Source organism: Arthrobacter sp. Ha26 (assembly GCF_059091705.1).
The window spans coordinates 338238-361407 of the sequence record NZ_JBNHGX010000001.1; the positions used below are offsets into that span (position 1 = coordinate 338238).

Below are 23170 nucleotides of genomic sequence, written 5' to 3' on the forward strand. Positions count from 1 at the left end.
TCCGGCGCTGAATCACGGGCCGTGGCGTACTGAATGCTTGTAAGGTTGAGAAAGAACCGCGCCGGCCGGAAACGGCAGCATCAAGCGCCAGGTAAAGGAGATGCCATGAACCCGGAACCTTCCGGAGCAGCCACGTCCCAAGAGACTCCCGTCCCGGTGCGTGCGCGCTTCGGCTCCTCAGAGGTCCCCGCGTCGCGGGCCACCCAGGACCGGATCGATATCCCCGACTTTGCACCCAACCTTGAGCCTGAAGGGGACATCCGGCCGGACCGTTTCCTGGACCGTGAACTGAGCTGGCTCAGCTTCAACTCCCGCGTCCTGGAACTTGCCGAGGACCCCACCCTGCACCTGCTGGAACGCGTCAGCTTCCTCTCCATCTTCGCGTCCAACCTGGACGAGTTCTTTATGGTCCGCGTGGCCGGCCTGAAGCGGCGCATCGCCACGGGACTGGCTGTCCCCTCCCCCGCCGGCCTGAGCCCCGTGGAGGTGCTGGAAAAGATCGGGGAGGAAGCGCACCGGCTCCAGCAGCGCCACGCGCAGGTCTTCGCCGAGCAGATCCGCCCGGCCCTGGCTTATGAGCACATCCACCTCATGCACTGGGATGAACTCGATGACGCCGCCAAGCAGCAGCTCAGCCAGATGTTCGCCGAAAAAGTGTTCCCCATCCTGACGCCCCTGGCTGTGGATCCCGCGCACCCGTTCCCCTACATTTCCGGGCTTTCGCTGAACCTGGCCGTAGTGGTCCGGAACCCGGTGAGCGACAAGGAGCTCTTCGCCCGTGTCAAGGTGCCGGACCAGCTGCCGCGCCTCATCTCGATCGACGGCCCGCGGGCCGGTGCGGTCGCCGGCCGGGTAGCCCGCTTCATCGCACTTGAGGAAGTCATCGCCGTCCACCTGGACCGCCTGTTCGCCGGCATGGAGGTCCTGGAGCACCACACCTTCCGAGTGACCCGCAACGAGGACGTGGAGGTCGAAGAGGACGACGCCGAGAACCTCCTGCAGGCGCTGGAAAAGGAACTCCTGCGCCGCCGTTTCGGCCCTCCTGTAAGGCTTGAAGTCACCAATGACATCAACCCCAACATCCGCGCCCTGCTGATCCGCGAACTGGGCGTTGAGGAGTCCGAGGTCTACTCGGTCCCCGCACCCCTGGACCTGCGCGGCCTCTCGGTCATTGCGGGCATCGACCGCGCGGACCTGCACTACCCCAAGCATGTTCCGCACACCTCCCGTTACCTCAACGAATCCGAGACCTCGAAGGCAGCCAACGTCTTCGCGGCCATGCGCCGCCGGGACATTCTGCTCCACCACCCTTACGACTCGTTCTCCACCTCGGTTCAGGCGTTCCTGGAGCAGGCGGCAGCGGATCCCAAGGTGCAGGCCATCAAGCAGACCCTGTACCGCACCTCCGGCGATTCCCCCATCGTGGATGCCCTGATCGACGCGGCGGAGGCCGGCAAGCAGGTCCTGGCCCTGGTGGAAATCAAGGCCCGTTTTGATGAGCAGGCGAACATCTCCTGGGCCCGCAAGCTGGAACAGGCCGGTGTGCACGTGGTGTACGGCATCGTGGGCTTGAAAACGCACTGCAAGCTCTCCTTGGTGGTGCGCCAGGAAGTGGACGGGCTGCGCCGCTACTGCCACATCGGCACGGGCAACTACCACCCGCGCACCGCCAGGTACTACGAGGACCTGGGCCTCCTGACCGCCAACGACCAGGTGGGCGAAGACCTGTCCAAGCTGTTCAACCAGCTCTCCGGCTATGCGCCCAAGTCGACCTTCAAGCGGCTCCTGGTCGCCCCGCGTTCGGTGCGCTCCGGGTTGATCGACCGGATCGAGACCGAAATCCGCAATTCCCGGGCGGGCCGGCCGGGCCGCGTCCAGATCAAGGTCAACTCCATGGTGGACGAAGCGATCATCGACTCGCTGTACCGTGCATCGCAGGCCGGCGTGAAGGTGGACGTGGTGGTCCGCGGCATTTGCTCGCTGCGCCCTGGCGTGCCGGGTCTGAGCGACAACATCACCGTCCGTTCCATCCTCGGCAGGTTCCTTGAGCACTCGCGCGTGTTTGCTTTCGCGAACGGCGGTGATCCGGTGGTGTACATCGGCTCGGCTGACATGATGCACCGCAACCTTGACCGCCGGGTGGAGGCCCTGGTCCAGCTGGCCAGCGCTGATGACATCAGCTATGTCCTGGACCTGATGAACCGCTACGTGGCGCCGGAAACGGCCAGTTGGCACCTGGATAACGAGGGGAATTGGACGCGCCATCACCTGGCCGACGATGGCAGGCCGCTTGAGGACGTCCAGTCCTTCCTGCTGGCGTCACGGCCGCGGCAACGCAGCCTGAGCCGACGGTAAGGGCGCGCTTTTGTCCAGCGACGCACTAGTAGCAGACCAGACAGACCACCCAGGTGAACCGGTAGCCGTCACGGCTGCCGGTGCAATCCCGTGGCGTCTCACCAAAGACCAGCTGGAGGTCCTGTTGATCCACAGGCCCCGCTATGACGACTGGTCCTGGCCGAAAGGAAAGATCGACGACGGCGAGACCGTCCCGGAGTGCGCCGTCCGCGAGGTGCGGGAGGAGATCGGGCTGACCGCCTCACTGGGCATACCGCTGCCCCCGATCCATTACCACGTGGCATCGGGCCTGAAGGTGGTCTACTACTGGGCGGTCAGGGTCAACGGCGACAGGCTGGTGCCCGACGGCAAGGAGGTGGACAGCGTGATGTGGTGCGCCCCCGAAAAGGCGGCCCGGCTGCTGTCCAACCCCTCCGACGTCGGGCCGCTTGAATACCTGCGGGAAGCCCATGAGCGCGGCGAGCTGGACACATGGCCCCTCCTGGTGCTCCGCCACGCGAAGGCCAAGCCCCGCTCGTCCTGGTCCAAGGCCGAGGGCGACCGCCCGTTGGCGGCCACCGGAAACCGGCAGGCCCAGGCTGTGGGCCGACTGCTCCAGGCGTGGAAGCCCCCCCGCGTGGTCACCAGCCCGTGGCTGCGGTGCGTGGCCACGGTGGCTCCCTATGCGAAGGCGGCCGGCGCCAAAGTGAAACTGGTCGAGGCGCTGACCGAACAGCGGCATGAGCGGAACCCGAAGAAAACCGCCGCAGTTATGGAGGCCCTCTTTGATAAACAGCGGCCCGTAGTCCTTTGCACCCACCGCCCGGCATTGCCCACCGTGTTTGGGCAGTTGGCAAACCATATGCCGGGGCGCCTTGCAACGCTCCTGCCCGCCAAGGAACCATACCTGTCCCCCGGCGAACTCGTGGTGTGCCATGTGGCCCCGGGGGCTGCAAACAGCGTCGTGGCTGTGGAGCAGTTCAAGCCCTTCGACGACTGATACAGGCAGCCCAGTGCTTGACCACGGAAGTTCCGGATCAAACACTGAGTAGATTGACGCACGATTCTTGGGGGAAATGTGCCTGGTTCCGATGTTGCCGCCTTAGCCTCTGTTGCGCCCTGGGCTGGGCTCTGGCTGTTCCTGCTGGCCGCGGGAGCCTATTTCCTGCTTCGGTGGGTGATCCGGGGGTCGGGCAAGGAAGCGTCCGCAGCCACAGCCTCCCGCCACGCCTTCTGGGTAGGTTTTATGGGCTGGCTGGTCAGCTCGCTGCAGCCGGCCGGCAACGCCGGGATTCTCCCCGCGGATTCAAGGAGTGGGCCCCTCGCCAGCCCGGGCAGCATCATCGCCGCCCTGGCATGGCCGGTGCTGGGCTGCCTTGCTGTTCACGCTGTCGGCCAGTTGAGCTACCTCAGGCCGCGGCCACGGGGGGTGACGGGGCGGGAGGTGCGTCGGATCCGGGATTTTTTGCCCCGCCGGCTCGCCTGGACCACGCTGGCCATCTTTGCCGCAGTGGCACTGGAGATTACGTGGGTGGCAACACTGCCCGGCTTTCCGTCAGTCCCTTACGGCTCCCGGCCGCCCTCGCCCTATGACGCAGCCACCTACGGCGGCGACGGCAGGGTGGCTGGCATGGAACTTGCCGGTTACCTGGGCCCCGCCTTGCTTGTCCTTGCTGCCGGCACGTGGCTGGTGCTTGAGCTCATCACGCGGCGCCGTCCGCTGGAGCCACTGACACAGCGGGAGAACGATCTCCTTCGGACAATTGCCATGAACCGCCTGCTCCGGACCGTGGCAACCATTGCGGCTGGGCTTGGAGCGATCGCGGGCAATCACGCGGCCCGTCCCGATCCTTCGGCAGGAGCTACCGGAGGCTGGACTAACGCTGCCGGGGCTGTTGGACTGGCCGTCCTGCTGATCATGTGGTGGTGGGCCCCACCCAGGCTTGCCGGTGCAGAGGCCGCAAATGACGTGCCTGCAACCAGCGCAGCAACCCACCCGGCCACACGCCTCTCGGTGTCGCTGGGCGCCGCGCTGGGACTGGCGGTGCCGGTTCCGGCGGTGGTAGCTCTGCTCGTCCCGGGAGCCGTTACCGGCCACCCGGCCGTGGTAGTCGCCATATCGGCAGCCTCAGTGCTGGTGGCCACAACCGGTGGGGAACTGCTGATGCAGCGCAATTATGGAACTGTCCAAGCACCCCGGGCGTGGCCGCAACAGGCTGTCAGCCCGGCGCTGCTCGCCACCGGGTCGGCGGCGCTCACTCTACTGGTGGTGTTGGTTGCACTTACTGCCGCTGCCGAGGCGGCAGTGAAGGTTTTGCCGTCGTGGCCCGCTACCGCCTGGACGGCGGCGGCGGTGGCAGCCCTGTCCCTGCTGCCGCTGACAGTCGCGCGCCTGCGCCGGGGAATTCCGGAGGCAGTCCGCGGACTCGATGCGGCCCTTCGTGCCATCACTGTGCACCGGGTTGTCCGGGCGCTGGCAGCCTGCTTCACGGTACAGGCGGGCGTGCTGCTGCTGTCCGCCGGGCCCAGCGTTCGAAGGGCGGCAGCCCTGGAACCCGTGCCGTGGACTTGGCTCTGGGAGGCCTCCGGGGTGCTGGGTTCGCTGCTGGCTGCAACAGGCGTGGTGATCGCCTGCATCCCGGTGCGGAGTTTTGCCCGGCCATCTGCAGGGCGTCCTGCCGGACCTGCCCGGTACTCGGCTGCCAGGACTTGAGCCGCGCCGCGAGGGGCCGGCCAGGGGCAAGTAGACTTTAGGAGTGAGCATCCCAACGCCTTATGAAGACCTCCTGCGCGATGTCCTGGCCTCCGGCACGCACAAATCGGACCGCACCGGAACCGGAACCACCAGCGTTTTCGGGCGCCAGATCCGCTTCGACCTCTCGAAAAGCTTCCCGCTGATCACCACCAAGCGGGTCCACTTCAAGTCCGTGGCAGTGGAGCTCCTGTGGTTCCTCCGCGGCGAAACGAACATCAAATGGATGGTGGACCAGGGCGTCACCATCTGGAATGAGTGGGCAGACGCGGACGGCGACCTGGGGCCCGTCTATGGTGTCCAGTGGCGCAGCTGGCCCACGCCGGACGGCGGGCACATCGACCAGATCGCCGAGCTCGTGGAGAACCTGAAATCCAACCCGGATTCCCGGCGGCACATCGTCTCCGCCTGGAATGTCTCTGAACTCCACGACATGGCCCTGCCCCCGTGCCACGCGTTCTTCCAGTTCTACGTGGCGGACGGCAAACTCTCCTGCCAGCTGTACCAGCGCTCGGCGGACATGTTCCTGGGCGTTCCGTTCAACATTGCCTCCTACGCGCTGCTGACCTGCATGGTGGCGCAACAGGTGGGACTCGAACCCGGTGAGTTCGTCTGGACCGGCGGGGACGTCCACATCTACGAGAACCACATGGACCAGGTCCTCAAGCAGCTGGAGCGGGAGCCGTACGAGTACCCGCAGCTCAAGATCACCCGGAAGCCGGCCTCCATCTTCGACTACACCCTCGAGGACTTCGAAGTGGTGGGCTACAGGCACCACCCCACGATCAAGGCTCCGATCGCCGTATGAGCACCGAGAACTCCACCGATCCGCAGTCGTTCACAGAGGAGCTGGCCGCCTCGGTGACCGGGGTGGGCCTGGTATGGGCGCAGACCCCCGAGGGTGTCATCGGCAAGGACGGCGACATGCCCTGGCACCTGCCCGAGGACCTGAAGCACTTCAACCGGCTCACCATGGGCCATCCTGTGGTGATGGGGCGCAAGACGTGGCTGTCGTTCCCCGACAAGTTCCGTCCCCTGCCCGGCCGCACCAACATTGTGATCACCCGGCAGAAGAGCTGGGCCGGCACGCCTGAGGCGGAGGGCGCCGTCGTGGTTCCTTCACTTGATGACGCGCTGCTTGAGTCCCAGTTTGTCGACGGCGGCGAAACCGTCTGGATCCTGGGCGGCGGCGAGATTTTCCGCCAGTCCACCGAGCTCGCGAACGTCGCCGTGGTCACCACCATCGACGTCGCTGCTGACGGCGACACCTTCGCCCCCCAGCTTGGCACCGGTTGGGAAGCTGTTGCCTCCGTCCCCCCGGACGGCTGGCTGACGGCCGCCAACGGCACACGCTACCGATTCACCAAATGGTCACGGACTGAGGGCTAGGAATGTTGAAGAAACCGGAAACCCTCTTTGTGCTGGGCTATATGCTGCTCCCCCTGCTGGCGCTGCTGTCCGCCATCGTAGGGTTCACCATGATCCTCGGCGGCAACAAGATCGCCGGCGCCATCGTGCTGGTGGTGGTGACCCAGGTGTTCGCCTTCGGTGCGTTCTTCGCCCTGCGGGCGCGCAAGGCAGCGGTGCTGGAGGATTCCGAGCGCAGTTAGGAGCTGTGCCGCATATGGGGAGGACACCCCATCGCGGCGGCTGAATGTTGCCATTAGGCTGAGCTGGGTTTCAGCTTGAAAGACGGCTGGTCGATTATCGGGGGGATTGCCGGGTGGCAGGAAATTTGTGGGGCGCGGACGTTGCCGAGTTGCGGACGCTGGCGAAGCAGTTCGGTAAGACGGCCGATCAGCTGCTGCAGCAGTCCACGCAGCTGACAAGCCACATCAACAGCACCACGTCATGGAGGGGCCAGGACGCCGTTGCGTTCCGCTCCGAATGGAACGGCAGCCACCGGGCGATGCTCCAGCAGGCTGCCTTCGCGCTGCAGCAGGAGTCGAAAAAGCTCCTGGAGAACGCGGACCAGCAGGAGAAAGCGAGTGACGGAGGCACCGGTTCCGGTGGAACCGGCCCCGGCGTAGAGGCAGGCCCCGGAGGGCACGGCCCCGTCCCCGGACAGCGCAGCAATGACCCCTGGGGCCCGGACTGGCTTGCCGATCCGGACTCCCCGTTCCGCGATGGCTGGGACATCTACGGCCTCACTAAGGCGTTCCCCAACCTGCGCGCGGGCCTTTTCGATCTCGGTGCCATGCTTCATAAGTCGCGTATCGGCGACTTTATGGATCCCGCGGCCTGGCGGGCTTTCCAGAACTCCAATGAGTTCAGCAAATTCTTCAACCTGTCCAACAACCTGTTTGAAGGCAAGTTCCACGAAGTGCTGAACCTCGCCGAGGGGTCCAACGCGTTCAAGTACATTGACGGCTTCAGCAAGGGCCTGGGAGTTCTGGGAGTAGGACTGGACACCCTGGACGCGTTCAACAACTTCCAGGAGGGGGACTACGGCTCGGCTGCCTACTCCACCACCAAGGCGCTGCTGGGCGCCGGCTCGTTCCTGCCGCCACCCGCCGGTACCGCCTGCATGGTGGCCAGCGGCGCCCTTGCCCTCTACGACAACGTCCCCCTTGTCCACGATTCCGTGAACTACGTCGGGGATAAGATCGCCGATGGAGCAGAAGCCGTTGGCGGCGCCATCAGCGACGGGGTCGACGCCGTCGGCGACTTTTTTGGCTTCTGAGAACTGAGGAGAACAACCAGTGACTGAAACAACGACAGCCCAGTCCTCGACGTCCGGCCAGGGTTACCCGGATGCGATCGGTTTCGGCTTCGCCGAACTCCTGGTGCTCCTGAACTTGAGGCGCGGCCCGGCGTCGGAGGCGTCCGCCACAGCGCTTCGGCTTAAAGATGAATTGGGCGACGCCTCCCTGCTCTCCGCCGGTGCTTCCTCCCTGGTAGCCCGGGGCGCCGCCACGGTTGGACCGGGCGGTGAACTTTCAGTGGCCGGCCCGGTCGCCGCCGTCACCCATGCCCTGACCGAGGCAACCAAGCGGGTCCAGGTGAACCTCCTGACGGCGGACGCTGTGGACAATGTCCTCTCCGTAGAATCTGCCGAGTACCGGATCCTGCTGCAGCCCCGCGCCTACCTCAGCTGGTTTGCGATGGCCCAGCGTCCCGATTCCACGCCAGCGGAAGCCACCTTCTTCATGGTGCGCAAGCACCTCGAAGACAATCCGTCCGGCGGAGCCACCATCCGGTTGCTGCAGGACGGTGCCGAGAAGCAACTTCTGGTCAAGCGCGGCAGCCAGGGCTGGGCAGTGGGGTATGGCGTCATCGACGCGCCGTCCGAACCGATCCAGGAGCTCACTGGCCTGACTGACGGCCAGGTTCGGGACCACATCCGATCGATCCGACAGGACTAGCGTGCAAAACGGCTTTCCAGGCAACACCCCCGGCAGCAGCCCCAATCCCGACGACCAGGTCCGGGCCTACCACGACCAGGCGCTGGCACGCGGTGACAAGCGGGTCCTCCTCCGAACCGTGGAGGGCAGGCTGCACAGCTATGCCAAGGATGAGCTCGGTGTAGTGACTGCGAGCTCCCACCCGCAAGTGCGGTCCGCCGTCGGATTCCTGGTGTTGGCTGCCTTCTTCGCTGCTTTGACCGTGTTCTCCATCCTGCTGGTGGCCGGGCCCACCAGCCGGGGACAGGACCCCTTGTGGGGCGCCCTGATCCTGACGCTCGCCGGAGCGTGCGGCGTGCTGTATGCCGTCCGCATGGCGGGTATAGCGTCCAAGGCGAAACGGCTCCGCGCGGAACGTGGAATCCCCGAGCCCACCGCCCGCCAGTTCGACAGGTAGCACAGGCTCGCACACGCCGGTGTGGTCCATTGAGCCTGAACCCGTGGGGTGCGTGACGTAACCGACTGCGCCGGGCCGGTTCCGAAGTCTAAACTGTACGAATGACTACAGCAGCTACCCCTTCCGTCGGCCTGGTCGGATGGCGCGGCATGGTCGGTTCCGTCCTCATGCAGCGCATGCAGGACGAGGGCGACTTCGCCAACATCAACCCGGTGTTCTTCTCCACCTCCAACGCGGGGGGTGCAGGGCCGTCTATTGCTGGAACAGCAGGAGGCAGCGCCGGCAAGCTTGAGAACGCGTTCGACCTCGACACCCTCGCGAAGCTGCCCATTATTGTCACCGCCCAAGGCGGCGACTACACCAAGCAGGTCCACGGCGAGCTGCGCAGCCGCGGCTGGGACGGCCTCTGGATCGACGCTGCCTCCACCCTGCGCATGAACGACGACTCCATCATCGTCCTGGACCCCATCAACCGTGATGTCATCGACAAGGGCCTGGTCAACGGCACCAAGGACTTCATTGGCGGCAACTGCACGGTGTCCTGCATGCTGATGGGCCTCGGCGGCCTGTTCAAGAACAACCTGGTCGAATGGGGCACTTCCATGACGTACCAGGCTGCTTCCGGTGGCGGCGCCCGGCACATGCGTGAGCTCCTGAGCCAGTTCGGCACGCTCAACGCCGAGGTCAGCACGGAACTGGACGACCCGGCGTCGGCCATCCTGGACATCGACCGCAAGGTCCTGGCCCACCAGCGCACCGATATCGACGCCACGCAGTTCGGTGTTCCCCTGGCCGGCTCCCTGATCCCCTGGATCGATGCGGACCTGGGTAACGGGCAGTCCAAGGAAGAGTGGAAGGCCGGGGTGGAAACCAACAAGATCCTGGGCACCTCCGACGAAAACCGCATCATCATGGACGGTCTTTGCGTCCGCATCGGCGCCATGCGCTCCCACTCCCAGGCGCTGACCCTCAAGCTCCGCGAGGACCTGTCCGTCGCCGAAATCGAGAAGCTGCTCGACGAGGACAACCAGTGGGCCAAGGTGGTGCCCAACACCAAGGAAGCCTCCATGGCCGGCCTGACCCCCGTGGCTGCCTCCGGCACCCTGGACATCCCCGTGGGCCGCATCCGCAAAATGGAGATGGGCCCGCAGTACATCAGCGCATTCACCGTGGGCGACCAGCTCCTCTGGGGCGCCGCCGAGCCGCTGCGCCGCATGCTCAACATCGCCACCGGGAACCTCTAGCGCTACAGGTTCTGCACGAGCGGCCCTGGCCCGCACAACCGTTGCTGCCCGGCACCGGTTATGCGGTCCAGGGCCGCTCTCGTTTCAGGCGGACATCCGTCGGGAGCGCTCCGCCATAACCTGCAGGCGGAGCCTTAACTCTGCAGGCCGGTCAAGGTGCTTCCAGTTCAGCCGGAGGACCAGCCACCCCTCTTCAGTCAACGCATTCTCCCGCCGGCGTTCAGCAAGAAGAACTTGCTCCGTGGGCCTGTAATCCGTGTACTTCCCGGCACCGTCAAACTCGACGATGATCCTCGCTTTCACGTCAGCGAAGTCCGCCCGGAACAGCCCGGAAGCAGTTGGAATTTCTCATTGGGGCATGAAGCTATGAATGCCAAAGGAACTCAGCAACAGCCTGGTCCGGGTCTCACCCGCAGATTGAGACCGTTCATCCAGTGCATCGAGGAGGACTCGGGCCCGCCGGCTCCCCCTTTTCTCAGGTCCCGTGTTCAGAAGCCGCTGGATTTCAGCGAGTTTAGCCCCCTTGCGCAGCGCGTGGTCGCCGATCACAGCCGCCTGTTCGAGCGGCAGGATCCGCGCGCAGTCCAGCACCGTCCTTTCCAGGCTGGTTACCCTGAAGATTCTCCCGTCGGGAGCCAGGAAAGTGGTGGTGTCAGGAGCCGGTCCCCGATACCGGCCTCGTCAAGCTGCGTGGTGGACGCCAGGTGCTTTGAAGGCCAGGGGTCCTCTATCAACTGCCGGGTTCTCTCGAGCTTCATGGACCAATACTTCGTCCGCCGACAGTGTGGCGGGAAGCCGCGGGCTGCCGGGTGTGGACAACTTTTCACCCTGAATGGGCAGCAGCGGCCGTGCCCCGCTCAAACGGCGGTGCCCAGCACCGTTTATGCGGCCCAGGGCCGCTCGTACGCAGTCAGGACCCGAGGAAGGCCCGGTAGCGTTGGGCGGCGCGGGCGAACGCTGCTTGAGCGGTGACTCCCAGCGGACGGGACGGGTCAAAGAGTTCAGGCACGACGCCGGACTTCGCGCCGGTGCCTTCCCGGGCCCACGTGCCGATCACCTCTCCCCCTGCCACCACGGTCTTCTTGAACACGCCGTTGCCGCCGGGGACGATCTTGTTGGCGTGCTCCGGCGCCAGGACCAGGCTCCGGTCCTGGTACCCCAGCACAAACTCGTCAAAGCCGGGCAGGAGGAGGACGGATCGCTGGCCGGGCACGCCGCCGTCGAGCAATGATGCCGTCTCCAAGGACAGCCAGTAGCTTGTGCCCTCGAATTCCAGCTCCACAAGTTGGTCTTTGATGTCCTCGAACGCTGCCCGGACCTCGGTCAGCGGGATCTGCGTCCACCATGCGAAGTCCCGGACGGTGGCTGGGCCGTGGCTCCGGAAGTAGCGGAGGGCGAACTCGGCAATGGCTTCCTGCCGGCCGAGCCTGCGCGACACGGGGATCCAGCTTTCGAAGTCCACCAGCAGCTGCTGGTTTCCCGCAAGGGGCCCCTGCACCAGCCAGGCGTGCCGGCACAACGTCCCCAGGATGTGGATGCCCCGTTGGCCCTGGGTGGACTGCCCGGCGGCGTCGAAAACCTCGAAAAGCTCACGGCGGCTGACAGCGCCGACGCTGGCTATGCGTTCCAGCGCCAAGTCCCGGCATTTCTCGATATCGGCCCATGCGATACCCAGTTCGCGGTGCCGGGCGGCGATGCCCTTGGTGAGCCGTTCCGCCGTGAGGTCCAGCATCCAGCGCAGGTCCTCCGGCGCCACCAGGTGCAAAGTTCCGCGCATCGGCCACGAGCGAACCACGGCACCCGAATCAAGTGCGGACCGGACATCCGCCAGGCCAGAGCCGGGAGTCCTGACGCCCGCGGCCCACATGGCCGCCTGCAGGTCCTGGGCCTGCATGGCCGTCATCCAACGGACTGTTTCGGCTACGGATGCGCCGCCGTGTGGTCGCCCTGGAACGGCCGGGAGCGGGAGTAGACGTTGGGAGACCAGCCGAAGCCTGCCCAGGGTTCTACGGTCAAGACGGGCCCCCACCTTCACAGTCATGGCCCCCATCCTATGGCCAGGGGCTAGAGTTCCAGGCCGATCAGCAGCGGTTCCGGGTGCAGCTCAATGCCAAAACGGCGTTCGACGCCGGCACGCACCTCGCGGGCCACCGCCACCACGTCTGCGGCCTTGGCTGAGCCGCGGTTAGTGATGGCCAAAGTGTGTTTGGTGGACAAGGAGGCCCTGCCGCCGCTGACGCTGCCCGGCTCGAGTCCAAAGCCTTTACCAAAGCCCGCCTGGTCGATCAGCCATGCGGCGGAGAGCTTCACCAGCCCGTCCTTGCCCGCAGGATAACGGGGTGCGCCCTCGGGAAGGGCCTCAGCCACGTCCGCCGCGACGATCGGATTGGTGAAGAACGAACCGGTGGAATAGGTGTCGCGGTCTGTTGGATCCAGGACCATGCCCTTGGAAGCCCGGAGCCGCAGCACTTCCCGGCGGACGTCTGTGGCGTAGGCGCGCTTCCCCTGCTCCACGCCCAGCGTACGGGCAAGCTCCGCGTACCGGATGGGCGCGCTCATGCGCCCGATGGGCAGCTGGAACTCCACCGTCAGCACCACGTAGCGGGGTGAACCGTTGACGGTGGTCTGCTTGAGGATGGAGTCCCGGTAGCCGAACTTCAGCTCCGAGTTGGTGAAGGTCTTGACGGCGTTCCGCTCACGGTCCCAGGTGCGCACGGCGGCGATGGTCTGGGACACGTCCGAACCGTAAGCGCCGACGTTCTGGACGGGGGTTGCCCCGGTGGAGCCCGGGATACCGGCGAGTGCTTCGATCCCGGACCAGGCGTGAAGGACCGCATGCTCAACCAGTTTGTCCCAGTTGTGGCCTGCCTGCACCACCACGGCGACCCCGCCACACGAGTCCTCGGCGTTGACGGAGAACCCTTCGGTGGCAATACGGACCACGGTTCCGGGAAACCCGTCGTCGGAGATCAGCAGGTTGGAGCCGCCGCTGAGGATCAGCAGCGGCTCCCCGGCCGCATCCGCAGCGCGGACGGCGTCAATGATCTCAGCTTCGGTCCGGGCCTCGATGAATGTGCCCGCGGGGCCTCCGACGGCGGCCGTGGTCAGCTGGGAAAGCAGGGTGGAAGTCACCACACAACCCTATCGCCGAAAGTGGAGCGCGCTTCCCGGCTCAGCTGAGCCGGACGACGGCCTGGGCTTTCATCAAGACTTTCTGCCCGGCGGCAACAACGGTGAGGTCGATACGGGCCGTATTGGCCTCGGCGTCGAGCTTTCCGATGAGGCCGCTGACTTCGATGGTGGCGCCGGGTTCGTCGGTGCCGGTGGTGTCGGTGACCAGGACGGGCTTGGTGAAGCGGGTCTGGAAGTCCACCACGGCGGCAGGGTCACCGGCCCAGTCGGTGACCAATTGCACGGCGGAGCCCATGGTGAACATGCCGTGGGCGATGACGCCGGGCAGTTCCACTCCGGTAGCGAAGGCTTCGTTCCAGTGGATGGGGTTGAAGTCACCGGAAGCACCGGCGTATTTGACCAGATCGGTGCGGGTGACCGCTACGGTGCGGCTGCCGATCTCCTGGCCGGGGCTGAGTTGGTGAATGCTGAGGCTCATGGGTTACTGTCCCTCTCCGCGGACCAGGATGGACGACGTGGTGGTGGTGACCGGCTCGCGGGAGTCATCGGCGCCTAGGGCGAAGATTTCAGAGCGGGTGGTGATCATCGCTCCCCCGCCCATGGCCCGGACGCCGTCCACGTGCAGTTCAGCCACCAGCCGGTCGCCGGCGAAGATGGGCCGGTGGTGGGTGAAGCGCTGGTCGGCGTGGACCACGCGGGAGAAATCGATCCCGGCCTCCGGATCCTCGATGAGCTGGGCATCGGCGCGCTGGGCGATGATGATGGCAAACGTCGGCGGGGCTACAAGATCGGTATGGCCCAGGGCCTTCGCTGCCTCAAGGTCGAAGTGTGCAGGGTGGGTGGCCTTGACAGCGCGGGCGAACTCGCGGATTTTCTCGCGGCCAACGTCGTACACCTCTGCGGCAGGGTAGCTACGGCCCTGCAGGTCCGGATTGATAGTCATGGGTTCCAGCCTATCGTCAGGCCTTTGAGAGGCAGAAAGGGGCCGCTGAAAGATTACCGCCTGAGGTTCTTGCGGATGGCCTGGCCGCGGACCACGATGCCGGCGATGTGCAAGACGAGTCCCAGTCCGATCAATGGCAGTGAAGCCACGGCCAGCGCCTGCTTGCCGCTGGTGTTGCCGATGAGGTTCAGGAGGATACCGGCGGCGATCAGTCCCATCGCGCTGAAAACCAGGACTTTGTAGCGGGTTGGCGCAGTGGCCCAGAATTCGTTCAGCACTGTGCCAGTCTACCGGGGCCTCAGAAAAGCGTTTCCTGGACCGCCGGGACCTCGGAGGAATGGTGCCCCAGTTCGATGGTCCGGCCTTTGAGCCGGCCCAGGTCCAGGACGAACTCCAAACCGCTGCCATCGAGGGCTGCCAGTACAAAACTGCCGCAGACGGAGCGGACGGTGAAGCCGTGGGATCCTGAATCCAAGGGGTGCGGGTAGGTGTGGCGTGATGTCTCCGCGCACAAGCGTCCGGCCAGCCCCGGACGGTTCCAGGTTTCCTTCACCACCTCAAAGCCGTCTTCTTCCGCCCCGGACAGAAGCCGGCGTGCGTCGTTCGCCAGCGCGGCGTTGTGGGAGCTGATCCAGTCCGCAGGTGCCGGAGCTGCGAGGGCGGCCGCCTTCGCCGCGGAACGCACCTGCTGCGGCAGCCCGCCCTCGCGGGTTACGAGGTCCTCGAGGATGCGCACCACGCGGCCGTCGGCGGCGCGGGCGATGTAGCTGCCGGCTACGGCGCCCTGTTCGGCGAGCCGCTGCCATTTTCGACCGTCGGACGCGGTCCCCACCTTGCTGGCCCCGTTGGCGAAGGTTGCGACGTAAAGCCAGTGCGGCTGCATGAGGTAGCTGCGCAGGCCGGGCGGGACGCCGCCGCCCCGGTGGAAGTCGTGCATACGGCGGAAGTCGTCCGCCACAAAGCACCGTTCACACTGATGTCCCCGGGCAGCCGGAGACAGGCCTTTGCACCGGATATGGTCCCGGCGGCCCGGGCCGTGAACGCGGTGGTGCCCCAGGCAGGACTTCCCCTCCGCGGCCAGCCGGAAGCCCAGCCGCGCGCCGTCGTCGAGCGGTATTTCGGTGAACGTTCCGTCCGGGGCCTGCAGCCGCAGGAGAGGAGCGGCTCCATCCACACCTGGACCGTCAGTGGGCCCAGGCCAAAAAACCCCGTGGACCAGATAAGGCGTATCGGTCACGGGGTCTCCTGGAACAATCGGGCGATGCTAGAGCGCGGGCTGCACCCCAAAGGCTACCGCGAGCTTCATGATCTTCTCGGCGCGGCCCAGGCGGGGCAAATCGGAGCCGTCACGGATGACGCGGCCATTGGCTTCGAAATCTGCCATGAAGTCGGTGGCCCAGGCGACGTCGGACGGGGTGGGGCTGATGACCTCATTGATGACAGGCGTCTGGTCGATGGCCAGGCAGAGTTTGCCGGTCATGCCCATCATCACGGTGATACCGGTCTGCTCACGGAGGATGGGGTGGTTGGTGCCGACGGTGGGGCCGTCGATGGGCCCCGGCAGGTTGCCCACCCGGCTGGCGACGACGAGCTTGGCGCGGGGGTAGGCCATCGCTTCGGCGGTGGCGGCCATGCCCGTGTCGCGGCGGAAGTCGCCGGACCCGAAGGCAAGGCGGAACGCGCCCTGGGCCTTGGCGATGTTGTTGGCTTCTTCGATGCCCACGGCGGATTCCACCAGCGGGATAACGGGGGTCTTGCCGTCCATCCGGTGGAAGCTTTCGGTGACCTGGTCCGCGGACTCGGTCTTGGCGAGCATCACGCCGAGCAGGCCCGGAGTACCGCGAAGGCCGGCGAGGTCGTCAGCCCAGAAGGGGCTGGTGGCGTCATTGATGCGGACCCAGGCCTTGCCGCCGGCGGTGAGCCAGTCGACCACGTTGTTCCGGGCCTGGTCCTTCTGCGAGGGGTCCACGGCATCTTCAATATCCAGGATGATCGAGTCAGCGCGGGACACTGCCGACTGGTCAAAAAGCTCGGTCTTCATGGCATTCACGAGGAGCCAGGAGCGGGCGATCTCTGCTGGGATATTGCGTTCCGGCCTTACGGTCTCGGTGGCGATGGTAGACGTCATGTATCTACCGTATCCGCCCCGCAAGCGGCACGGCGAAGAAAATGGCCCGGTTGTGAGGATCAATACGAACTAAACGGGTTATGACCCGGTCCTGCTTAAAGCAGGCAGCAGCAAGTGCCGTCATGAATCGTCCAAACGGCACTTGCTGCTACCTGGTTGGGGTGGCTCAGGGGATGTTGCTGCCGCGCGCGGCCACCCAGAGTTTGTACCAGTCGGCGCGGGTCATGGTCTCGGCTACACGGGCGGCGTCGGCGCATGCCCGGATGCGGCCGGGGTTGACCGTGCCGATCACCGGAGCGATGCCGGCGGGGTGCTTCATCAGCCACCCGAGGAGCACCGATTCGCCGGTGCTGCCGTACTCCCCCGCCAACTCCGCCACGAGCTCCGTGGTCGCGGCCTCTGCGGAGGTGGGGCTCTCCGGTTCCGCGCCCGTGTACGCGCCCTTGGCGAGGGAGCCATACGCCTGCAGGGTGATGCCGTTTCGGACGCAGTACTCCAGCGTGCCGTGCGGGAAGCTGTAGTCCAAGTGCTCGGCGTGGTTCACCAGCACCTGGCTTTCCAGCCATGCCCGCTTGAGCAGGCTCATCTCCAGCTGGTTGGCCACTATTGGGGTCTCCAGCCGGTCCTGCAGCGCCTCGATCTGGACTCCGGACATGTTGGACACGCCAAGCTGCCGGACCTTGCCTTCAGCCATCAGCTGTCCGACGGCGGCAGCCACCTCCGCCGGATCCGCCAGGGGGTCCGGGCGGTGCAGCAGGAGGATGTCCACGTAATCCGTCCGCAACCGTTTAAGGCTTTCGTTGACCCGTTCCAGGATGGCGTTCCGGCTGAGGTCGTAGTGGGTTTGCAGGCCACGTTCATTCAACCTGATCCCGCACTTGGTCTGGAGCCGGATGCGGTCCCGGAGTCCGGGCGTGGCGGCCAGCACCTCACCAAAAACCGCTTCGGACTTGCCTCTGCGGTAGATGTCCGCATGGTCAAAGAGCGAGATCCCGGCATCGAGCGCAGCCTCGACGGCGGCAGCGGCCTCGTCCACATGCTCGCCGGCATGAGGCTCCTCGGACCAGCTCCCGCCCAGTCCCATGCAGCCGTATATCAGTTCCTGCATCAGGCGGGCCGCCCCTCGTTGCTCGAGGACATCAGCGCAGCCAGGCGGTGGTGTTGCCGGGAAGCTTCCCGTCCTCAAGGGGTGCGCTGCTGACCAGCACCTGTCCTGCCGGCAGGTCGACGGCGGTGTCCCCGAAGTTGGTCACGGACTGCCAGCCGTTGGGCCGGCGGAAGTGCAGGACCTCCGGGTTGCCCGTCTCCACCCATGCCAGCTCTTCGTCGGTCAGCAGCTCACGGCGGAGCTTCAGGGCCTTGCGGTAAAGCTCCAGCGTCGAGCCTTCGGTCCCGTCCTGTGCTTCCACGGCGTACTTGCTGAACCAATCGGGCTGCGGCAGGTGCGCGCCGCCGTCGCCGAAGCCGAAGGAGGTCCCCTCAACCTTCCAGGGCAGCGGCACACGGCAGCCGTCGCGGCCGATGTCCACGCCCTTGTTGCGGAAGAAGGACGGGTCCTGGCGCTCGGACTCGGGGATCTCGGCCACTTCCTGCAGGCCCAGTTCCTCGCCCTGGTACAGGTAGGCCGAGCCCGGCACAGCGAGCATCAGGAGCGTGGCGGCGCGGGCGCGCCGTTCACCGAGCTCCACGTCCAGCTGCTCCTTGGGGCCGCCGGCGAGCAGCCAGTCTTTGCCGTCCTGGCCCTTGTGGTGGCCCGTGCCCTTGGCAAGCTGCGGCAGCCCGTAGCGGGTGGCGTGGCGGACAACGTCGTGGTTGGAGAACACCCAGGTGGAGGAGGCGCCGGTTGCTGCAGCTTCAGCCAGGTTGCGGGTGATGATCTCCTGGTACTCGGCGGCGTCGAAGTCGGCCTGCAGGAGGTCGAAGTTGAAGGCCTGGCCAAGGCCCTGCGGGCTGGCGTAGCGGGCCCGCCGGGTCGCGTGGACCCAGGCTTCGGCGACGGCGGTGCGCGGCGGGTTGTACTCGTTGAACACCTCGCGCCATTCGGCGTAGATCTCGTGCACTTCGTCACGGTCCCAGAACGGGTGGGTGCCGTCGTCGAAGCCGTCCACACCCGTGTTGGCGGCACTCAGTTCCAGCTTGGACAGCAGCGGCTCGGTGAGGTCCTTGGTGAGCGCGTGGGCCACGTCCACGCGGAAGCCGTCAACGCCCCGGTCAGACCAGAAGCGCAGGGTCTTCAGGAAATCCTCGCGGATCTCACGGTTGGACCAGTTCAGGTCCGGCTGCTCCTTGGCGAAGATATGCATGTACCACTGGCCCGGGGTGCCGTCCGGTTCGGTGATGCGCTCCCAGGCGGGGCCGCCGAAGACGGAGTCCCAGTCCGACGGCGGGAACTCGCCGTTCGGGCCCTTGCCGTCGCGGAAGATGTAACGGTCGCGGGCGGGTGAGCCCTTGGGCGACGCGAGTGCCTCCTGGAACCACTGGTGCCGGTTCGAGGAGTGGTTGGGCACGATATCCGCGATCAGCTTGATGCCGGCTTCGTGGAGCGCCTTGGCCATCTCGTCAAAGTCCGCCAGGGTTCCCAGCTTCGGGTCCACATCGCGGTAGTCGTCCACGTCGTAGCCCCCGTCGGCGAGCGCTGAGGGATAGAAGGGGCTCAGCCAGACGGCGTCGATCCCCAGGGACTTCAGGTACGGGACCTTGGAGGTGATTCCGTTGAGGTCGCCGATGCCGTCACCGTTGGAGTCCGCGAAGCTGCGCGGGTAGATCTGGTAGACGGAGGCCTGGCGCCACCAGTTCGGATCGGCCAGGCGGTCGGAATCGGACAGGGTTGCCAGCGTGGCGGTGGTGGACAAGGGGTGATCCTTTGCTTCTGATCGACTATATTTATTTTGAATCTAAATTTAGTTGCTCAAGCATTATCCGGCGTGATGTACAGAAAGGTCAACAGCATGGCTGAAACCTCCGCCGCCACCCCTCAGCTGCTGCGCAGGGTCAGCGCCGGCGCGGTGCTGGAATTCATGCGCTCCGCCGCGGTGGTTACGGTCACGGAGGTCATGGAGGCCACCGGGCTGACCCGGGCTACCGCCATCGCCGTGTGTGAGGACCTCAAGGAGCGGGGCTGGATCCGGGAACTGGAAAACCAGCGGGCGTTCGGCGGGTACCAGAAGGGGCGTCCGGCCAGGCGGTTCGAGCTCAACGAGCGCGCCGGTTACGTGCTGGGCATGGACGTGGGCGTCTCCAAGGCCACAGTGGTGGTGTCGGACCTTCGCGGACAGCCCCTGGGCCGGTCCAGCCAGCCGTTCGCGGAAGCGGAGATTTCCGCCGAGGAACGCGTGTCTGTTATTGACCGCACGGCCCTCATGGCGCTGGACCAGGCAGGCGCCTTCCCCCGTTCGGTTCTCGCCGCCTGCGCCGGCATCGCTGCCCCGGTGGACCGCAACGGGGACGTGCTGGCGGCCCAGCACTTCTGGGGGTTGTTCGACGTCGGCCTGAAGGCGGCGCTGCGGGACCGGCGCGGCTGGACGGTGCTGCTGGAAAACGACGCGAACCTTGCCGCCTTGGGCGAGCGCTGGCAGGGCGCCGCCACGGGAATTGACGACGTTGTGGTGATCCTCGCCAGCGAACGCTTCGGCGCAGGAGTGATCGACGGCGGCCGGCTGCTCCACGGCAGCCGCGGCGGCGCCGGCGAGCTGGCGTTCCTTGAACATGTCGAGGGCGTGGGCGACACGTACGGCATCGCCAGCCTTGCCAGGACGTGGGCCGCCGAGGCGCTCGCCGGGAAAGCCGAAACATCCCTGCGTGCCCATGCGCGCGAGGGCGGAGCCGAAGCCGAGCATGTGTTTGCCGCCGCCGCGGACGGCGATGAAGTGGCGCTGCAGATTCTGGAGCGCTTGGCGGACAGGATGGCCCGCATCATTGGTGCCGTGTCCACGTTGCTCAACCCGGAGCTGGTGGTGATCGGCGGTGCGGTAGCCAACTCCGCGGGGGTGCTCCTGGAACCGATCGCCCGGCAGTTGGTGGATCTCACCGCCACACCCCCGCGGGTTGCAGTCTCACCGCTGGGCGACTCGATGGTTACGGTGGGTGCCGTCCGCGCCGCCCTGGACTACGTGGAGAGGCACTCCCTGGACCTGGAGCTGGCGGAAACTGTCAGCTGAGCGAGTCGAGTGCCGCCGCAACCGGCAGTGAACCGTCGCAGAACTCGATAGTCCTGCCGGCAGTCTCCGGCAGGTCCAGTACAGCGGCCGCCACGATGGCCGTGTTGCTGCGCGACGTTGCCCGGTCCCCCGCTGGATCCGGGTCCACAGTGATCATGCCGCTGCCTGGCTTGTCCGTCAGTGCCCCCGGGCCGAGGATGGTCCAGGCGAGGCCGGTTCCCCGGAGGTATTCGTCAGCGGCGGCTTTGGCCTCGGCGTAGGCAAAGAAGGCCTGGTCCTCCGGCACCCCGTGGTCCTTGCGGGCGCCCAGATAGGAGACCATCACGTAGCGGTTGACTGCCGCCTGGGCTGCGGCATCCATGGAGCGGATGGCAGCGTCCCGGTCCACCGCGTAGGTCCGCTCCGGATTTCCGCCCCCTGCCCCGGCGGACCAAACCACCGCATCGTGGCCCCGCAGGGCCTCGGCGAGGGCCATCGTCGTCGAGTTCTCCACGTCGAGGACCGACGGCGTGGCACCCGTTGCCGCGACATCGGCGGCGTGGTCCGGGTTGCGGATGAACGAGGTGACGGCGTGGCCTTCTTCCGTGAGCATGGTGGACAGGTGCAGGGCCACTTTGCCGTGGCCGCCGATGATTGCGATTCGGGTCATGGCCCCATTCTGCTCCCCCGCCGCACAGATGCCACACCCGGGCGGCAGGGGCCGCGCGGGGCCAGTGGGATCAGGAGCTCAATCAGCTGAGGCAGCGGTAGCGGAGGTACACCACGCCGTTGCTGAACCTGCGCTGGTCGAGGAGATCGAGCCGCAGGTTCAGCCCGTCGGGCAGGAACCGCAGGCCGCCGCCTACGGCTACCGGGTTGAGGAAGATCTGGCATTCGTCCACCAGCCCGGCACGGAGCGCCGCTTCAGCCAGGGTGGCGCCGCCGATGCTGATGTTCTTGTCGCTGCCCTCCTTCAGCGCCCGGACCGTCCCGGGGTCGAATGTCCGCTCGATCCTGGTGCGGGCCGTGGATGGGGCGGCGAGCGAGGAGGAGTAGACCACTTTTTCGGCGCCATGCCAGATCCGGGCGTAGTCCTGGATGACGGCAGGTTCATCGCTGGTATCCCAGGACTCCCACACCTTCATCACCTCGTACATGCGCCGCCCAAGAAGGTACGTGCCGGCGTCGCGCTCCACATCGTTCACGAAAGCGTGGACCTCCTCATCCGGCGCACTCCAGTCGAAGTTGCCCTCACTGTCAGCGACGTAGCCGTCCAAGGAGGTGATGCCGGAGTAGATGAGCTGGCCCATCCGCCCATTCTGCCGGTGCAGCGGGGATTGCGTAAGGGCAGGAGCTCCCTAAGCGGAATCCGGCCTGATACTGCCGGCAGGCGGCCGTTCCCGGACGGCGAACTGCTGGGCCAGGGTCCAGATATTCGTGACCGTCCAGTAGACCAGGACGCCGATGGGGAAAAAGACGCCGCCCAGGCCAAACACGAGCGGCAGGCTGTAGAGCAGGATCTTCTGCTGCCGCATAAAGGGGGTTTCCGGGACGCCCCCTGATGCGTTCCGGGCGAAGATCAGCTTCTGGGTGATGAACTGTGCGGCGATCATCGCAAGGATCATCAGGACGGTCAGCACCACGACGGCGGACTGGTCGCCGCCGCCATGCAGGACCGAGGCTGTGAGCGGTGCGCCGAAGATGGCGGATTGGTCAAACTGCACCACCTGGTCACGGCTCATGGCACCTATCCCCACCCCTTGCCGGGCCAGGGTGTTGATGCCGGAGAGGACCTGGAACAGCGCCAGGAAGAACGGCACCTGAATCAGCAGCGGCAGGCACGCCGAGAAGGGATTGGTCCCATGTTGTTTATACAGGGCCATCTGCTCCTGGGCCATCGCCTGCCGGGAAACAGCGTCGGTCCGCCCCTGATACTTCTCCTGCAGCTTCATCAGGTCCGGCTGCAGCAGCCGCATCCGGCGCTGGGCCTTCACCTGCTGGAGGAACACCGGGATCAGGGCGGCACGGATGACGAGCACCAGGCCGATGATGGACAGCGTCCACGTCCAGCCGCTGGCCGCCGGCATCCCGACGGCTCCCAGTCCTTCGTGGAAGCCCACCATGATCACGGAGACGAGCCACCTGAACGGAATCATGATTTCGTCTAGAAAGCCCACACGTTTCCCCCTCCATCGGATGCCGCAAAGCTACGGCGAAACGGGAAGCTTGTCACGCAGGAAGTGATGGAACGTTTCCGGATGTGCTGCGGGAGGTGATGGAGCGTTGCCGGGCCACCGCCACACAACAGGAAAGCCCCCGGAATCTCGGGGATTCCGGGGGCTTAGCCTGTAGCGGTGGGGAGGCTCGATCTCCCGACCTCACGATTATGAGTCGTGCGCTCTAACCAACTGAGCTACACCGCCACGAATGAGAAAAACCTGCGCCAAGCCGGTCAAAACCGCCTTGACACAGGCCCTCATCCAGAGCCCCCCACCGGAATCGATCCGGTGACCTCGTTCTTACCAAGAACGCGCTCTACCACTGAGCTAGGGGGGCAACGAGTAAATACTCTACCGGAAGATTTCACCACCAACAAATCGGCTCCCGGGCCGGTCAGGCAGCCGTGCAACACTTGCACTTCCGCCGGTTGCCGGGCCCGATTTCCGCGCCATTGTTGGGATGCAGGGATAGGCCGGCGCC

Annotated in this window: 24 protein-coding genes and 2 tRNA genes; 11 read left to right on the forward strand and 15 right to left on the reverse strand. The window is 65.9% G+C overall.

Annotated features, from left to right (window positions below; all coding sequences use genetic code 11):
* The first annotated feature begins 105 nt into the window (after positions 1 to 105).
* The 10 genes from AC5RVY_RS01575 (at position 106) to asd (ending at position 10131) form a co-directional block, all read left to right on the forward strand.
* Positions 106 to 2355: an RNA degradosome polyphosphate kinase gene (locus AC5RVY_RS01575; protein ID WP_493952944.1), complete on the forward strand. Its 2250-nt coding sequence runs from the start codon at positions 106 to 108 to the stop codon at positions 2353 to 2355.
* A 10-nt stretch (positions 2356 to 2365) separates the two neighbouring features.
* Positions 2366 to 3334: an NUDIX hydrolase gene (locus tag AC5RVY_RS01580; protein ID WP_493952945.1), complete on the forward strand. Its 969-nt coding sequence runs from the start codon at positions 2366 to 2368 to the stop codon at positions 3332 to 3334.
* 78 nt (positions 3335 to 3412) lie between these two features.
* A complete protein-coding gene (locus AC5RVY_RS01585) occupies positions 3413 to 5047 on the forward strand; it encodes a hypothetical protein (RefSeq protein ID WP_493952946.1) in 1635 nt (544 codons plus the stop codon).
* A gap of 43 nt (positions 5048 to 5090) precedes the next feature.
* Positions 5091 to 5894 carry a thymidylate synthase gene (locus AC5RVY_RS01590; RefSeq protein ID WP_493952947.1) on the forward strand — a complete coding sequence of 268 codons (804 nt, stop codon included), beginning with the start codon at positions 5091 to 5093 and terminating at the stop codon, positions 5892 to 5894.
* A complete protein-coding gene (locus AC5RVY_RS01595; protein WP_493952948.1) occupies positions 5891 to 6475 on the forward strand; it encodes a dihydrofolate reductase in 585 nt (194 codons plus the stop codon). The genes AC5RVY_RS01590 and AC5RVY_RS01595 overlap by 4 nt, the downstream gene beginning before the upstream one ends.
* 2 nt (positions 6476 to 6477) lie before the next feature.
* Positions 6478 to 6696, forward strand: coding sequence for an NF038396 family protein (locus tag AC5RVY_RS01600; RefSeq protein WP_050054275.1), 219 nt, complete (start codon positions 6478 to 6480; stop codon positions 6694 to 6696).
* A gap of 113 nt (positions 6697 to 6809) precedes the next feature.
* Positions 6810 to 7769, forward strand: a complete 960-nt coding sequence (locus AC5RVY_RS01605) for a WXG100 family type VII secretion target (RefSeq protein ID WP_493952949.1) — start codon at positions 6810 to 6812, stop codon at positions 7767 to 7769.
* 19 nt (positions 7770 to 7788) lie between these two features.
* The gene (locus tag AC5RVY_RS01610) at positions 7789 to 8451 is read left to right on the forward strand and encodes a hypothetical protein (protein ID WP_493952950.1); all 663 of its coding nucleotides are present in this window, start codon (positions 7789 to 7791) and stop codon (positions 8449 to 8451) included.
* A 1-nt stretch (position 8452) separates the two neighbouring features.
* Positions 8453 to 8887 (forward strand): hypothetical protein, encoded by a 435-nt coding sequence (locus AC5RVY_RS01615; protein WP_493952951.1) that lies wholly within the window; start codon positions 8453 to 8455, stop codon positions 8885 to 8887.
* A 101-nt stretch (positions 8888 to 8988) separates the two neighbouring features.
* Entirely contained in the window at positions 8989 to 10131 is a 1143-nt protein-coding gene (gene asd, locus AC5RVY_RS01620) for an aspartate-semialdehyde dehydrogenase (RefSeq protein ID WP_493952952.1), read from the forward strand.
* Between the two features lie 84 nt (positions 10132 to 10215).
* Here asd and AC5RVY_RS01625 read toward each other — a convergent pair whose 3' ends face one another.
* The 10 genes from AC5RVY_RS01625 to AC5RVY_RS01670 form a co-directional block, all read right to left on the reverse strand.
* Complete coding sequence (locus AC5RVY_RS01625; RefSeq protein ID WP_493953676.1) at positions 10216 to 10476, reverse strand: DUF559 domain-containing protein; 261 nt, start codon at positions 10474 to 10476, stop codon at positions 10216 to 10218.
* Between the two features lie 565 nt (positions 10477 to 11041).
* Positions 11042 to 12034: a winged helix DNA-binding domain-containing protein gene (locus AC5RVY_RS01630; RefSeq protein WP_493952953.1), complete on the reverse strand. Its 993-nt coding sequence runs from the start codon at positions 12032 to 12034 to the stop codon at positions 11042 to 11044.
* A 161-nt stretch (positions 12035 to 12195) separates the two neighbouring features.
* Positions 12196 to 13263, reverse strand: coding sequence for a UDP-N-acetylmuramate dehydrogenase (locus tag AC5RVY_RS01635; protein WP_493952954.1), 1068 nt, complete (start codon positions 13261 to 13263; stop codon positions 12196 to 12198).
* A 40-nt stretch (positions 13264 to 13303) separates the two neighbouring features.
* The gene (locus AC5RVY_RS01640) at positions 13304 to 13741 is read right to left on the reverse strand and encodes a MaoC family dehydratase (protein ID WP_493952955.1); all 438 of its coding nucleotides are present in this window, start codon (positions 13739 to 13741) and stop codon (positions 13304 to 13306) included.
* Between the two features lie 3 nt (positions 13742 to 13744).
* Positions 13745 to 14206 (reverse strand): FAS1-like dehydratase domain-containing protein, encoded by a 462-nt coding sequence (locus tag AC5RVY_RS01645; RefSeq protein WP_493952956.1) that lies wholly within the window; start codon positions 14204 to 14206, stop codon positions 13745 to 13747.
* A gap of 53 nt (positions 14207 to 14259) precedes the next feature.
* Positions 14260 to 14484, reverse strand: a complete 225-nt coding sequence (locus AC5RVY_RS01650; protein ID WP_493952957.1) for a DUF3188 domain-containing protein — start codon at positions 14482 to 14484, stop codon at positions 14260 to 14262.
* A gap of 20 nt (positions 14485 to 14504) precedes the next feature.
* Positions 14505 to 15443: a DUF2797 domain-containing protein gene (locus AC5RVY_RS01655; protein WP_493952958.1), complete on the reverse strand. Its 939-nt coding sequence runs from the start codon at positions 15441 to 15443 to the stop codon at positions 14505 to 14507.
* A gap of 27 nt (positions 15444 to 15470) precedes the next feature.
* Positions 15471 to 16334, reverse strand: coding sequence for an HpcH/HpaI aldolase/citrate lyase family protein (locus AC5RVY_RS01660; protein ID WP_493952959.1), 864 nt, complete (start codon positions 16332 to 16334; stop codon positions 15471 to 15473).
* Between the two features lie 166 nt (positions 16335 to 16500).
* The gene (locus AC5RVY_RS01665) at positions 16501 to 17442 is read right to left on the reverse strand and encodes an aldo/keto reductase (protein ID WP_493952960.1); all 942 of its coding nucleotides are present in this window, start codon (positions 17440 to 17442) and stop codon (positions 16501 to 16503) included.
* Positions 17443 to 17473: 31 nt separating this feature from the next.
* Positions 17474 to 19186 carry a glycoside hydrolase family 13 protein gene (locus AC5RVY_RS01670; RefSeq protein WP_493952961.1) on the reverse strand — a complete coding sequence of 571 codons (1713 nt, stop codon included), beginning with the start codon at positions 19184 to 19186 and terminating at the stop codon, positions 17474 to 17476.
* 96 nt (positions 19187 to 19282) lie between these two features.
* Here AC5RVY_RS01670 and AC5RVY_RS01675 point away from each other — a divergent pair, with 96 nt between their 5' ends.
* A complete protein-coding gene (locus AC5RVY_RS01675; protein WP_493952962.1) occupies positions 19283 to 20491 on the forward strand; it encodes an ROK family protein in 1209 nt (402 codons plus the stop codon).
* Here the strand turns inward: AC5RVY_RS01675 and AC5RVY_RS01680 are convergent.
* The 5 genes from AC5RVY_RS01680 to AC5RVY_RS01700 form a co-directional block, all read right to left on the reverse strand.
* Entirely contained in the window at positions 20484 to 21140 is a 657-nt protein-coding gene (locus tag AC5RVY_RS01680) for an SDR family oxidoreductase (protein WP_493952963.1), read from the reverse strand. The two genes, AC5RVY_RS01675 and AC5RVY_RS01680, sit on opposite strands and share 8 nt — an antisense overlap.
* An 82-nt stretch (positions 21141 to 21222) precedes the next feature.
* Positions 21223 to 21780: a dihydrofolate reductase family protein gene (locus AC5RVY_RS01685; RefSeq protein ID WP_493952964.1), complete on the reverse strand. Its 558-nt coding sequence runs from the start codon at positions 21778 to 21780 to the stop codon at positions 21223 to 21225.
* A 48-nt stretch (positions 21781 to 21828) separates the two neighbouring features.
* Positions 21829 to 22647: a membrane protein insertase YidC gene (gene yidC, locus AC5RVY_RS01690; protein WP_493952965.1), complete on the reverse strand. Its 819-nt coding sequence runs from the start codon at positions 22645 to 22647 to the stop codon at positions 21829 to 21831.
* A 172-nt stretch (positions 22648 to 22819) separates the two neighbouring features.
* Positions 22820 to 22893 (reverse strand) — tRNA-Met (locus tag AC5RVY_RS01695).
* Between the two features lie 61 nt (positions 22894 to 22954).
* Positions 22955 to 23026: transfer RNA gene (locus tag AC5RVY_RS01700), tRNA-Thr, on the reverse strand.
* Positions 23027 to 23170 lie beyond the last annotated feature (144 nt).

Excerpts from the sequence above, each read along its gene's own strand:
- AC5RVY_RS01575 (WP_493952944.1), top strand. The coding sequence starts at position 106 with ATGAACCCGGAACCTTCCGGAGCAGCCACGTCCCAAGAGACTCCCGTC.
- AC5RVY_RS01645 (WP_493952956.1), bottom strand. The coding sequence starts at position 14,206 with ATGACTATCAATCCGGACCTGCAGGGCCGTAGCTACCCTGCCGCAGAG.
- asd (WP_493952952.1), top strand. The coding sequence starts at position 8,989 with ATGACTACAGCAGCTACCCCTTCCGTCGGCCTGGTCGGATGGCGCGGC.
- AC5RVY_RS01640 (WP_493952955.1), bottom strand. The coding sequence starts at position 13,741 with ATGAGCCTCAGCATTCACCAACTCAGCCCCGGCCAGGAGATCGGCAGC.
- AC5RVY_RS01665 (WP_493952960.1), bottom strand. The coding sequence starts at position 17,442 with ATGCAGGAACTGATATACGGCTGCATGGGACTGGGCGGGAGCTGGTCC.
- AC5RVY_RS01685 (WP_493952964.1), bottom strand. The coding sequence starts at position 21,780 with ATGGGCCAGCTCATCTACTCCGGCATCACCTCCTTGGACGGCTACGTC.
- AC5RVY_RS01660 (WP_493952959.1), bottom strand. The coding sequence starts at position 16,334 with ATGACGTCTACCATCGCCACCGAGACCGTAAGGCCGGAACGCAATATC.
- AC5RVY_RS01675 (WP_493952962.1), top strand. The coding sequence starts at position 19,283 with ATGGCTGAAACCTCCGCCGCCACCCCTCAGCTGCTGCGCAGGGTCAGC.
- AC5RVY_RS01680 (WP_493952963.1), bottom strand. The coding sequence starts at position 21,140 with ATGACCCGAATCGCAATCATCGGCGGCCACGGCAAAGTGGCCCTGCAC.
- AC5RVY_RS01595 (WP_493952948.1), top strand. The coding sequence starts at position 5,891 with ATGAGCACCGAGAACTCCACCGATCCGCAGTCGTTCACAGAGGAGCTG.
- AC5RVY_RS01600 (WP_050054275.1), top strand. The coding sequence starts at position 6,478 with ATGTTGAAGAAACCGGAAACCCTCTTTGTGCTGGGCTATATGCTGCTC.
- AC5RVY_RS01630 (WP_493952953.1), bottom strand. The coding sequence starts at position 12,034 with ATGACGGCCATGCAGGCCCAGGACCTGCAGGCGGCCATGTGGGCCGCG.